Genomic DNA, 11,422 nt, shown 5'->3' with positions numbered 1-11,422 from the left:
TGACGCGTGATGGATGCGCGGCTGCTGACGGGTGCGGACTTCTGGTCGCTGCGGGAGGCGCCGGAGCTGGGCCTGCGGCGGCTCGTGGTGTCCGACGGCCCGGCGGGTGTGCGGGGAGAGACCTGGGATGAGCGCTCCCCGTCCGCGAACGTGCCGGCGCCGACCGCTCTGGCGGCGACGTGGGACGTCGCGCGGGTGGAGCGCGTCGCGCGGCTGCTCGCGTTCGAGTGCCGCCGCAAGGGCGTGGACGTGCTGCTCGCGCCGACCGTCAATCTGCATCGCACGCCGTACGGCGGACGCCATTTCGAGTGCTTCTCCGAGGACCCGTACCTGACGGCGGCGCTGGGCGTCGCCTTCGTGCGCGGGCTGCAGCAGGAGGGCGTCGGCGCGACCGTCAAGCACTTCGTCGCCAATGACAGCGAGACCGAGCGCTTCACGCTGGACGCCCACGTCGACGAGCGCGTGCTGCGCGAGCTGTACCTGCTGCCGTTCGAGCTGATCGTGGCCGCCGACCCGTGGGCGATCATGGCCGCCTACAACCGCGTGAACGGGACGACGATGACCGAGTCGCCGCTGATCGCGGACGTGCTGCGCGGCGAGTGGGGCTACGCCGGCGTCGTGATGTCCGACTGGGGCGCGACCCGCAGCGCCGACGCGCTGGTCGACCTCGCGATGCCCGGCCCGGACTCGCCGCTGGATCCGCCCGACGTGGACGTGCGCGTCGGGCGCCTCGTCGAGCTCGCGCGACGGACCTCGAAGCATGAGGCCACGCCCTGGTCCGAGGCCGAGATCGCCACCGAGCTGCGCGCGGCCGCGGCCGCCGGCTTCGTGCTCGCGCGCAACCACGGCGCGCTGCTCCCCCTCACCGGCAGCTCGCTGCGCCGCGTCGCCGTGATTGGCCCGAACGCGCGCGAGGCGCGGACGCTCGGCGGCGGAAGCGCGACCGTCTACCCCACGTACGCGGTCTCGCCGCTCGACGGCCTGCGCGCCGCGCTCCCGCACGCGGAGGTCACGTACGCGCCAGGGGTCAAGGCGCACACGCGGCTGCCGGTGGCGAAGGTGTCCGTCACGCTGAACGGCACCGAGCAGCGCGAGACCGGCGAGTTCATCTGGTTCGGCGAGCCGCGCACGGTGGAGCTGCGGACCACGATCACGGCCGAGGTCGCGGGCGAGCACGTGATCGGCGTGTCGGGCGCGGGCCGCTTCACCCTCACGCTCGACGGCGAGATCGCGTTCGACGAGACGCTCGCGCTCGGCGACGACGCCGACCCCGGCGAGCTGCTGTTCGCGCCGCCCCAGCACGGCGTGCCGGTCAGGCTCGCCGCCAACCAGGCCGTCGACGTGGCGCTGCGCGCGGAGGGCGTGACGTCCTTCCAGCTCAACCACGACCCGCCGTTCCCGGACACGGCGATGGACGACGCCGTCGCGCTCGCGCGTGACGCGGACCTGGTCGTGCTCGTCGTCGGCACCACCGCGGAGGTCGAGAGCGAGGGCTTCGACCGATCCTCGCTCGCGCTGCCGGGCGCGCAGGACGAGCTCGTCGCGCGCGTGACCGACGCCAATCCCAAGACGGTCGTGGTCGTCAACGCGGGCGCGCCCGTGCTGATGCCATGGATCCAGCAGGCACCCGCCGTCCTGCTCACCTGGTTCGCAGGCCAGGAGGCCGGCAACGCGATCGCCGACGTCATCCTCGGCGCCGCCGAGCCGGGCGGCCGGCTGCCCACCACCTGGCCCGCGACCGAGGAAGGTCTGCCGCGCGTGCAGCCGGTCGACGGCGTGCTCGAGTACACCGAGGGCCTGAAGGTCGGCTACCGGGGAGACGCCGAGCCGCTGTTCCCGTTCGGCCACGGCCTCGGCTACACGAGCTGGCAGTACCTCGCGATGGACGGCACCCGAGTACGCCTGGCCAACACCGGCACCCGCCGCGGCCGCGAGGTCGTCCAGGTCTACGCCTCCCGCCCCGACAGCGCGATCGAACGCCCGTCGCGCTGGCTCGCCGGCTTCGCGGTCGTCGAGGCCGACGCCGGCGAGGAGGTCATCGTCGAAGTCCCGCTCTCCCCGCGCGCCTTCGACCACTGGGCCGACGGCGCGTGGCAGCGCGAGCCCGGCGCGTTCGTCCTCGAAGCCGGCCGCTCGGTCGCGGACCTGAAGCTGTCGAGCCCGTGGAGCTGAGACAGCTCGAGTACTTCGCCGCGGTCGCGCGCCACCGGCACTTCACGCGCGCGGCGGAGGCGCTCTACGTCACCCAGCCGGCGCTCTCGCAGCAGGTGCGCCGGCTCGAGGCCGAGCTCGGGCTGCAGCTGTTCCGGCGCACGTCCAGGGGTGTCGAGCTGACCGCCGCGGGCGAGGACCTGCTGGCACACGCCGAGCGCATCCTCGGCGAGGTCGCTCAGGCGCGCGCCGACATGGACCGCCACACGGGCGCCTCCCGCGGCGTCGTCCGGGTCGCCACGACCGCCGCCGACGCGCCGCGGTTGCCCGCCGCCCTGGCCGCGTTCCACCACGAGCACCCGCACATCCAGATCGCGCTGCGACAGGGATCGGCCGCCGAGCTGGTCGCGCTGACGCAGGCCGGCACCGTCGACGTGGCCGTGCTCGCCCTGACCGGGACGCCGCCCGGCGTGACGGTCGCGCCGCTCACGGACGAGCCGCTGCGCGCCGCACTGCCCGTCGACGACGAGCTCGCGGGCACGACCATCGCGCTCGAGGAGCTGCGCGGCCGCCCGTTCATCCTCGCCGAGCCGGGCACCGCGCTGCGCGACACGGTCCTGCAGGCGACCCAGCGCGCCGGCTTCAGTCCGCTGCCGCTGTTCGAGGTCGGCGACCCGGCGACGGTCCGCTTCCTGGTCAAGGAAGGGCTCGGCGTGGGGCTCGTGCCGGCGAGCTGGCTGGAGCGGCCCGGCCCGGTCGTCGGTGCGGCGGATCTGCGCGACCCGCCGCGTCACCGGCTGTCGCTGCTCACGCCCTCGGCGGGCGCCTCACCGGCCGGCCGGCTGCTGCTCGAGCGCCTCGCGGAGCTCTGACTCCAGGCGCTTGCGTGGGCGCGCGCCCACGAGGTTGGCGATCGGCGCACCGCCGCGGAACAGCATGAAGGTGGGCATGCCGAGCACGCCGTACTCGACCGCCAGCTCCTGCTCGGCGTCGACATCGACGCTGACGATCTTCAGATCGTCGCGCTCGCCCGCCATGTCTTCGAGGATCGGCGACATCACGCGGCACGGTGGGCACCACGTCGCCCAGAAGTCGACGAGGACGGGCTTGTCCGCCTCCAGGACCTCGGCGGTGAAGGTGTCAGTGGTCACGGGGTTCAAGGCCATGCTCGAACCATGGCCCCGCACCCCGGACTTCCCAAGTCGGATCCGTTATCAGCGCCCGTAGCGTTCCTTACCGAGCACGAGCTGCTCGGGAAGGGCGATGCGCGGCGGCGGTGACGGATCGGCGAGCACCGAGACGGTCTCGGCCACGGAACGCGTCAACGAGCCCTCGCGCCCGTCGAGCACGAATGTCACCTGCTCGTCGTCGACCGCGGTGATCTCGCCCGCGTGCCCCGGCTCCAGGCCCTCGGCCTTGAACAGGTGCAGCAGGTCCTCGGCCTCGTTCTCGAAGCGCAGGATCGTGATCTTGGCGCCGACCTCGCAGTCCCCGAGCGGGACGCCCTCGATGCGGGTCCCCGGCTCGATCGGATGGCCGTGTGGGCACGTCTTCGCGTCCCCGATCGCGGCCATCATGCGCGCCTCGAGGTTCGGGGACATCGCATGCTCGAGCCGCTCGGCCTCCTCGTGCACGTCGTCCCACGGGATCTTGAGCACGTCGGTGAGGAAGCGCTCGATCAGCCGGTGGCGGCGCACGACCTGCTGCGCCTGCTCGAGCCCGTCGTCGGTGAACGAGATCGACTTGTCGGCTCCGCGCGTGATGTAGCCGTCGCGCTCCAGGCGTCCGACCATCTCGTGCACGGTGGGCGCGGACAGCTGCATGGCACGCGCGACGTTCGCGCCCGTCATCGGCAGGCCCGCCTCGTGGAGCCAGAAGATGGTCTGGAGATATTCCTCTTCGGCAACGGTCGCGTCGGCCATGCCGTTGATCGTATCCGCCTCAGGCGAGCGCCTTCTCCGCCAGTTCCATGAAGGCGCGTGTGGAGGGGGACAGACGAGCATTCCGGCGCGTGATGAACGCGTAGGTCTCGAACAGAGGCGGATCGAACGCCACCTGGTGCAGCTTGCGGGCACGCAACATCGAGGGCAAGCCGACGGTGTCGCCGAGCCCCCGTGCCGCCAGGTCGAAGGCCGCGGTCATGTATTCGACCTCGATCACCGGCTCGACCCGCACGCCGGCCACCTGCGCCCGCTCCCGCAGCTGCACGCGGGTCGGGTCCTGCGCCGCCCAACGGGCGTCATACAGGATCAACGGCGCGTCCGCGAGCCGCTCGATCGTGATCGGCTCGCGCGTGCGCTCGGGGTCGGCGGACATGTAGAACAGCTCCTCGCTGCGGGCCGGCCGCACCTCCAGCCCGCGGTCCTCGATCGGCAGGATCACGAGGCCGGCCTCCAGATGCCCGTCGCGCACCGCGTCGGCCACCTCGGCCGAGTTCTGGCCGATCGCCCGCACGCGGACGTCCGGGTACTTGGCCCGGAAGCGCGCGATCAGCCCGACCAGGACGGAGTGGTGGGCGCCGCCGAAGAACCCGAACGCGACCGTCCCGCTCACGAGCGTGCGGACCTCGCGCACCGACTCGACCGCCTCCTGCGCCTCGGCCAACACCCGCTCCGCGTGCGGCACGAACAGCCGCCCGGCGTCCGTGAGCTCGACCCCGCGCCCGGCCCGCATGAACAGCGGGACGCCGAGCTCCGCCTCCAGCCGGCGGATCTGCTCCGACATGCTCGGCTGCGCCATCGTCAGCGCGTGTGCAGCCGCCGAGAAGCTCTTGTGCTCGGCCGCGGCGAGAAAGTACTCGAGCTGTTCCAGTCTCATAGGTGATCCCTATGTATCCCAGAGTCAATCAAGCCTACAACAATGGGGCACAAGGTCCGATACTAGGGGCATGATCGCTCTCGCTCTCATCGCCGCCTTCGCGGTGGGTGCGGTTTTCGCGGCCGAGGATCGCCCCGGTTTCCGCGAGACCTCCCCGCTGTCCTAAGTAAGGTTCGCAGCGCCCATGGCGCTGCCACTCAAGCCACCTCTGCTCCCCCAGCTCGCTCGTCCGGCCAAGAAGCTGCCGGTCGGTGAAGGCTGGGCGTACGAGCCCAAATGGGACGGATTCCGCGCCATCGCCTTCGTGGATGGCGCGGACGTCTACCTGCAGTCGCGCAGCGGGAAGCCGCTGCGCCGCTACTTCCCCGAGCTCGCCTTCCCCGCCGGGCGCTACGTCCTCGACGGTGAGATCGTGCTCTTCGACGCCGACGGGCGCCAGGACTTCGACGCGCTCGGCCAGCGCATCCATCCGGCCGAGTCGCGCATCGCCATGCTCGCCGAGCAGACGCCGACGACGTTCGTCGCCTTCGACCTGCTGGCGCACGACGACGAGTCGCTGCTCGCCCTCCCGCAGCGGGAGCGCCGCGATCGGCTGGTCGCGTTCATCTCCGACCCGCTCCAGCTCTGCGACTCCACCACCGACCCGGCGGCGGCCGAGCTGTGGCTGGACGACCGCGAGGGCGTGATCGCCAAGAAGCAGGACGCGGTCTACAAGCCCGGCGAGCGCGTCGGGATGTCGAAGATCAAGCGCGTGCGGACGATCGACGCCGTCGTCCAGGGCTGGCGGCCCGGCAAGGAGGAGGGCACGGTCGGCTCGCTCATCCTCGGGCTCTACGACGACGACGGCAATCTGCAGACCGTCGGCCACACCTCCGGCATCAGCCGCGCCGAGAAGCGCACGCTGCCCGCCAAGCTCAAGCCGTACGAGACCGGCGAGCGCGGCCAGGGGGACCCGTCACGCTGGGACAACGCGCGCGAGCTGGAATGGATCGCGCTGCGGCCCGAGCTCGTGATCGAGATCACCTTCGACCACACCTCCAACGACCGCATCCGCCACGGCACCAAGCTCGTGCGCTGGCGTGACGACAAGCGCCCGCAGGAGTGCTCGATGGCGCAGCTGCGCACCTAGCTACGCGTCCGAGCGCAGCACCGACTCGGTGACCTGGCGCCGCCGCACGCGGGCGATCGCGCGCCGCCACGCCGAGTCGCGGACCGCCGGCGGAGGCACCGTGGTGCGCACGCGGGCGACCCACTCGTCCAGCGGAAGCTCGCCCGAGATCAGGCCGTGCAGGGCGGCCGTGACCGGCGCGTCGACGTGGGCGCGGCGCAGCGCGGTGGCGAGCAGCGGGACCATGTCCAGCGCCTCGACCGCCTGGCCGATGCGCGCCGGGATCTCGGACGCGGGCACGCCCTGGCCGAGCAGCTCACCCGCGCGCCGGTTGCGCGACTGCGGCGCGAGCGCGGTGCCGACGAGGTCACCCGTGCCGGCGAGGCCGATCATCGACTCGGGCTTGCCGCCCTGGCGCTCGGCGTAGCGCCACACCTCGGCGAAGATGTGGCCCGCGGCGGCGCCGGCGGCGTTCAGGCCCTGGCCCTCGGTCGCGCCCGCAGCCAGCGCGGCCGCGTTCTTCGCGATGCCGCTCAGCTCCACGCCGACCGGGTCGTTGGACTGCTCGCACACGACGCCCGCGCGCATGAACACCTGTGCCACCGCGGCCGAGACCTGCACGTTGGTCGAGGCGGCGACGAGGGCCGCGCCCTCGGTGACCATCTCGCGCGCGTGGGCGGGACCGCCGAGGCAGCCGACCCGGTCCACGCCGCACACCTGGTTGAGCAGCGTTGTCGGGGCCAGTCCGTCCGGCGGGACGAGGCCCTTGGCCATCGAGATCACGGGCGTGCGCGCGGGCAGCCCGCTGCGGTTGAGGTTCTCGATGACCTGCGCGATGCCCTTGGACGGCACGCCGAGGAAAACGTAGTCCGCGCGCGAGAGGCCCGCCGACATGGGCTCCACGCGCAGCTCGCGTGGCAGCGGGACCTCGGGCAGGTACGCGACGTTCTCGCGGTCCTCCTCGAGCCGGGCGGCCTGCTCGGCGGAGCGGGTCTGCAGCGTCGTCTTGAAGCCGCCGCGCGCGAGCAGCACGGCGACCGCCGTGCCGAAGGAACCGGCGCCGATGACGATCGCGCGTCGTGATCCGGGCGTGGGGAGATTGATCTGGGGCCGGGCCGGCACAGGGAGACGTACCCTGCTGACGCGGCGTCGTTACCGACCCACCCGCCTGGATTCATATTGGCTCACAGGCGCTCGGATTTCCAGGGGGCTGGCTCCCGGATCACTCACGAACCGGGGCGTACGCTACCGATATGTCGCTAGCTGCCAGCGCGGGCATCGAGGTCGAGGGTCTGGTCCGCGAGTTCAAGAACGGCCCACGGGCCGTGGACGGCATCCACCTGCGGGTGGCGCCGGGGGAGATCTACGGCTTCCTCGGGCCGAACGGGGCGGGCAAGTCCACGACCGTGCTCATGCTCACCACGTTGCTGCCGCCCACGGACGGGACGGCGCGCGTCGCCGGCCACGACATCCGGCGCGAAGGTGCGGCCGTGCGCGCCGCGATCGGCGCCGCGCTGCAGGAGGCCGCGCTGGACCCGTTGCTCACGGGCCAGGACCACATGCGGCTGCAGACGACGCTCCAGGGAATCCCGAAGGGCGAGCGCCGCGCGCGCGGCGACGAGCTGCTCGAGCGCGTGGGGCTGATGGACGCCGCGGACCGCAAGGTCGGCGGCTACTCGGGCGGCATGAAGCGCCGGCTCGATCTCGCGCTCGCGCTCGTGCACCGCCCGCGCGTGTTGTTCCTGGACGAGCCGACGACCGGCCTGGACCCGAGCTCCCGCGCGGATCTGTGGGACGAGGTCGCCCGCCTCGCCCGCGAGGACGGCACGACCGTCTTCCTCACCACGCAGTACCTCGAGGAGGCCGACGTGCTCGCCGATCGCGTCGGCATCATCGACAAGGGCGGGATCGTCGCCGAGGGCACGCCGGAGGCGCTGAAGGCCGAGATCGGGCGCCCGTCCGTCGAGGCCACGCCCGCCGACCGCGCCGACCGCGACGCCGTCGCCGGCGTGCTCAGCCGCTTCGGGTCGGCCGTCCCCGCTCCGCCCGGGGCCGCGGCCGTCCGCCTCGAATCCGGCGAGAACCTCGCCGAGGTCGTGCGCGCGCTCGACGCCGCCGACCTCGCGGTCGCCGATCTGCAGCTGCACCAGCCGTCGCTGGACGACGTGTTCCTGGCCAAGACGGGCCGCAAGCTGGACCCTCCGGCGAGCGAGGAGCCGGCCGCCGTATGAACGAGCTGGCACTTCAGACCTACGAGATGGCTCGCCGCTCGGTGGTGAAGGTCCTGCGCCAGCCGGCGCTCGTGATCCCGCCGATCCTGTTCCCGCTGATCATGATGGGCATCAACGTGAGCGGGCTCGACGCCGCCACGGAGATCCCCGGCTTCCCGACCGACAGCTACCTGGACTTCGCGATCGCGTTCCCGATGATCCAGGGCGCGCTGTTCGCCTCCATCAACGCGGGCAGCTCGGTCGCGCGCGACGTCGAGACCGGGTTCCTGAACCGGCTCGCGCTGACGCCGATGCAGCGCGCCGCGATGCTGCTCGGCCTGTTCACCGGCGAGATGCTGATCGCGTTCGTCAGCACGCTGATCTATCTCGCCGTGGGGTTCGCGGCCGGGCTGCACTTCGCGTCGGGCTTCGCCGGGGTGCTCGTCCTGCTCGCCCTGTCGCTGTTGATCGCGCTCGCGTTCGCCGGGCTGGGCGCGTTCATCGGGCTGCGGACGGGCTCGCCGGAGGCGGTGCAGGGCGTCTTCCCGCTGCTGTTCGTGTTCCTGTTCCTCTCCTCGGGCTCGCTTCCGCGGGACCTGATCGAGCACGACTGGTTCCGGATCGTCGCCACCTGGAACCCGGTCTCCTACCTGTTCGAGGGCCTGCGGTCGCTGATCATCTTCGGCTGGCAGGCACGGGAGCTGGCGCTCGGGTTCGGCTTTGCGGCGGCGATCGCGGTGCTCGGCGTCTTCGGCGCGACGACCGCGCTCCGCACCCGGGTGGCGGTGCGCTGATGCGGCGCTTCCTCGACGTGGCGTACGGCATCGCCTACCGCTCGACCAAGAAGGTCGCCACCAACCCGCAGCTGCTGCTCCCGTCGCTGATCTTCCCGCTGTTCTTCTTCGTCGCGTTCGCCGGCGGGCTGTCGAGCGTCGGGGACGTGCCCGGCTTCGACTTCCCGTCGGGCTACACGGCGTTCCAGTTCGTGTTCGTGCTGCTGCAGGCCTCCGCGTTCGGCGGCGTGTTCACCGGGTTCGGTATCGCCTCGGACTTCGAGAACGGCTTCTCGCGGCGGCTGATGCTGGCCGCGCCGAACCGGCTCGGCATCCTCGCCGGCTACACGCTCGGGGCGACGATCCGGGCGGCTGTCGTCGGCGTGCTGCTGTTCGTCGTCGCGCTGGCCAGCGGCATGCAGATCGACGGCAACGGCGTCGACCTGTTCGGCCTGGTCGTGCTCGCGCTGCTGGTGAACTTCACGGCCGCGATGTGGTCCGCGGGCGTCGCCATGCGCATCCGCTCGATCCAGGCCGGACCCGCGATGCAGCTGCCCGTATTCCTGATCCTGTTTCTCGCGCCGGTCTACGTGCCGCTCGACCTGCTCGCGGGCTGGATCGAGGCGGTCGCGCACCTGAACCCGATCACGCCGCTGATCGAGGGCGGGCGCGACCTGATCTCGGGTGGCGACTTCCAGCCCCTGCTCGTGTTCGGGGTCGCGATCGGACTCGGCGCGCTGTTTCTGGCGTGGGCGGTGCGCGGCGTCGCCTCGGCGGAACGGGCGGGCGGCTAGCCCGTCTTCACCGTCGGGCGCTTGCTCGCCCGGATCGTGAGCGTCTTGATGGCGGCCAGGTTGCCGGGGCGGGAGACCACCACGCGGACCTTCGTCCCGGCCCGCAGCCGCTTGCGCACGACCCGGTCGAGCGAAGCCGTGCCCCGCGCCCGCTTCTTGACCGAGTAGGACTTGCGCGAGCAGCCCTTCCGGCACGTCGCCTTGACCGTCGCGCCCGCCGGGACACCCTTGACCTGCAGCCGCGTGATCCGCGTCCAGCGGCCCTTGACGCTGTAGTCGTAGGAGAGCGTCACCACGAGCCGCGTCTTCGGCGTCGGCGCGGGCGGTGCGGGCGGAGGCGGCGGGGGTGCGGGAGGAGCGGGCGGAGCCGGCTCCGGCACCGGGCCGAACGCGGTCCCGATCGAGGTCGTGCACGAGATCCCGGGGTCCGCACCACCGCCGATCGTGCGGCAGTAGTCGGCGCGGCCGTCGCCGTTGTGGTCGACCCAGGCGCGTGTGTCCGCGTAGCCCACGTCGGTCGGGCCGGAGACGATCGTCGGGCCGAGGCCGGCCGGCGTCCACAGCGTGCAGAACAGCTGCGCGTTGGTGGCGCTGGGCGCGACCGGCCGGCAGAAGTCGCGGTCGCCGTCGGCGTCGAAGTCCACCCAGGCCGTGCCGGCCGTGTCTCCCCCCCGCACGGGGGGGGAGGTGAGGTTGGCGCCGTCGAAGCCCGGGGGCGGGCCCGGCGGGCAGGGGATGTGGGGGTGGGGCGGCGCCCCGCCGACACGGCGGCAGTAGTCGGCGCGCCGGTCGCCGTCGACGTCCACGAAGGCGCGACCGTCCGGATAGCCGACGTCGTCGGTGGCGCTGACGATCGTCCCGCCGAACCCGCTGCCGGTCGAGAGCGTGCACGCCAGCGTGCCCGACGCCACACGGCACAGGTCGGCGCGCCCGTCGGCATTGAAGTCCACCCATGCGCGTCCCGCGAGGTCCCCGACGGCGAGCACGGCCGAGCCGAACCCGGGCCCGAAGCCCGGCTCCCACGCCGAGCACAGCGCACGGTCGGCGGTCAACCGGCAGTAGTCGCGCTTGCCGTCGCCGGTGACGTCCGCGAGCGCGGCGGTGTTCGTCTCGCCCCAGGTGAGCAGCTGCGAGGCGCCGACGAACGTGAAGGCGGTGGACAGCGTGCAGGCGAAGCCTTCTCGGCCCGCGTCACCGACGCGGCGGCAGTAGTCCGCGCCGCCGTTGCCGTCGACGTCCCCCCACAGGCGGTCGTCCAGGTAGCCCGGGTCGGCGGGCTCGCCCGTGACCGTGGTGCCGAAGCCCCGGCCGGTCGCGAGCGTGCACAACGGCCGGGAGGCGGCGTCGAGGCGGCAGTAGTCCGCCTTGCCGTCCGCATTGAAGTCCACCCAGGCCCGGCCGCGCTCCTGGCCCCAGTCGAGCGGGCCGGAACGGTAGGTGCCGGTGTCCTGCGCCTGGGCGGCGGGCACGGCGAGCAGGGCGAGGAGAAGGCCGGTGACGGCCACGCGTACGACGAACAGCACGCGCGACAGCTTGGACGGAGTGTGGGGTTCCGTCAACGCTTCACCT

The 11,422-nt window shown here is 72.5% G+C and carries 11 protein-coding genes; 6 read left to right on the top strand and 5 right to left on the bottom strand.

What is annotated here, in order from left to right; genetic code table 11:
* Nucleotides 1-9: 9 nt before the first annotated feature.
* Nucleotides 10-2,172, top strand: coding sequence for a beta-glucosidase family protein (locus tag OJ962_RS16210; protein WP_202954917.1), 2,163 nt, complete (start codon nucleotides 10-12; stop codon nucleotides 2,170-2,172).
* The gene (locus tag OJ962_RS16205; RefSeq protein WP_202954916.1) at nucleotides 2,163-3,023 is read left to right on the top strand and encodes a LysR family transcriptional regulator; all 861 of its coding nucleotides are present in this window, start codon (nucleotides 2,163-2,165) and stop codon (nucleotides 3,021-3,023) included. Before OJ962_RS16210 ends, OJ962_RS16205 begins: the two co-directional genes overlap by 10 nt.
* Here OJ962_RS16205 and trxA read toward each other — a convergent pair.
* The 3 genes from trxA to OJ962_RS16190 form a co-directional block, all read right to left on the bottom strand.
* Nucleotides 2,979-3,302, bottom strand: coding sequence for a thioredoxin (gene trxA, locus OJ962_RS16200; protein WP_270006478.1), 324 nt, complete (start codon nucleotides 3,300-3,302; stop codon nucleotides 2,979-2,981). The genes OJ962_RS16205 and trxA overlap by 45 nt on opposite strands.
* Before the next feature lie 63 nt (nucleotides 3,303-3,365).
* The gene (locus OJ962_RS16195; RefSeq protein ID WP_202954914.1) at nucleotides 3,366-4,073 is read right to left on the bottom strand and encodes a metal-dependent transcriptional regulator; all 708 of its coding nucleotides are present in this window, start codon (nucleotides 4,071-4,073) and stop codon (nucleotides 3,366-3,368) included.
* A gap of 19 nt (nucleotides 4,074-4,092) precedes the next feature.
* Nucleotides 4,093-4,968: a LysR family transcriptional regulator gene (locus OJ962_RS16190; protein WP_202954913.1), complete on the bottom strand. Its 876-nt coding sequence runs from the start codon at nucleotides 4,966-4,968 to the stop codon at nucleotides 4,093-4,095.
* A 184-nt stretch (nucleotides 4,969-5,152) separates the two neighbouring features.
* On the opposite strand from OJ962_RS16190, the gene OJ962_RS16185 reads away from it, so the two are divergent.
* Nucleotides 5,153-6,097, top strand: a complete 945-nt coding sequence (locus OJ962_RS16185) for an ATP-dependent DNA ligase (protein WP_202954912.1) — start codon at nucleotides 5,153-5,155, stop codon at nucleotides 6,095-6,097.
* Here the strand turns inward: OJ962_RS16185 and OJ962_RS16180 are convergent, their stop codons facing one another.
* Entirely contained in the window at nucleotides 6,098-7,198 is a 1,101-nt protein-coding gene (locus OJ962_RS16180) for an NAD(P)H-dependent glycerol-3-phosphate dehydrogenase (RefSeq protein ID WP_270006477.1), read from the bottom strand.
* A 131-nt stretch (nucleotides 7,199-7,329) separates the two neighbouring features.
* On the opposite strand from OJ962_RS16180, the gene OJ962_RS16175 reads away from it, so the two are divergent.
* From OJ962_RS16175 to OJ962_RS16165, 3 genes are read left to right on the top strand one after another with little or no spacing between them, the layout of a single operon-like run.
* Nucleotides 7,330-8,307 (top strand): ATP-binding cassette domain-containing protein, encoded by a 978-nt coding sequence (locus OJ962_RS16175; protein ID WP_202954911.1) that lies wholly within the window; start codon nucleotides 7,330-7,332, stop codon nucleotides 8,305-8,307.
* Nucleotides 8,304-9,080: an ABC transporter permease gene (locus OJ962_RS16170; RefSeq protein WP_202954910.1), complete on the top strand. Its 777-nt coding sequence runs from the start codon at nucleotides 8,304-8,306 to the stop codon at nucleotides 9,078-9,080. Before OJ962_RS16175 ends, OJ962_RS16170 begins: the two co-directional genes overlap by 4 nt.
* The gene (locus tag OJ962_RS16165; protein ID WP_202954909.1) at nucleotides 9,080-9,853 is read left to right on the top strand and encodes an ABC transporter permease; all 774 of its coding nucleotides are present in this window, start codon (nucleotides 9,080-9,082) and stop codon (nucleotides 9,851-9,853) included. Before OJ962_RS16170 ends, OJ962_RS16165 begins: the two co-directional genes overlap by 1 nt.
* Here OJ962_RS16165 and OJ962_RS16160 read toward each other — a convergent pair.
* Complete coding sequence (locus OJ962_RS16160) at nucleotides 9,850-11,412, bottom strand: FG-GAP repeat domain-containing protein (protein ID WP_270006476.1); 1,563 nt, start codon at nucleotides 11,410-11,412, stop codon at nucleotides 9,850-9,852. The two genes, OJ962_RS16165 and OJ962_RS16160, sit on opposite strands and share 4 nt — an antisense overlap.
* Nucleotides 11,413-11,422 lie beyond the last annotated feature (10 nt).

This window comes from Solirubrobacter deserti (genome assembly GCF_027587175.1).
Classification (GTDB): Bacteria; Actinomycetota; Thermoleophilia; order Solirubrobacterales; family Solirubrobacteraceae; genus Solirubrobacter; species Solirubrobacter deserti.
Note: the sequence above shows the minus strand (reverse complement) of the source record. Positions and strands in the feature narration are given on the sequence as shown.

Bases quoted from the DNA above. Each gene is read 5' to 3' on its own strand.
- OJ962_RS16210 (WP_202954917.1), top strand. From the start codon at position 10: ATGGATGCGCGGCTGCTGACGGGTGCGGACTTCTGGTCGCTGCGGGAG.
- OJ962_RS16195 (WP_202954914.1), bottom strand. From the start codon at position 4,073: ATGGCCGACGCGACCGTTGCCGAAGAGGAATATCTCCAGACCATCTTC.
- OJ962_RS16190 (WP_202954913.1), bottom strand. From the start codon at position 4,968: ATGAGACTGGAACAGCTCGAGTACTTTCTCGCCGCGGCCGAGCACAAG.
- OJ962_RS16185 (WP_202954912.1), top strand. From the start codon at position 5,153: ATGGCGCTGCCACTCAAGCCACCTCTGCTCCCCCAGCTCGCTCGTCCG.
- OJ962_RS16175 (WP_202954911.1), top strand. From the start codon at position 7,330: ATGTCGCTAGCTGCCAGCGCGGGCATCGAGGTCGAGGGTCTGGTCCGC.
- OJ962_RS16170 (WP_202954910.1), top strand. From the start codon at position 8,304: ATGAACGAGCTGGCACTTCAGACCTACGAGATGGCTCGCCGCTCGGTG.
- OJ962_RS16165 (WP_202954909.1), top strand. From the start codon at position 9,080: ATGCGGCGCTTCCTCGACGTGGCGTACGGCATCGCCTACCGCTCGACC.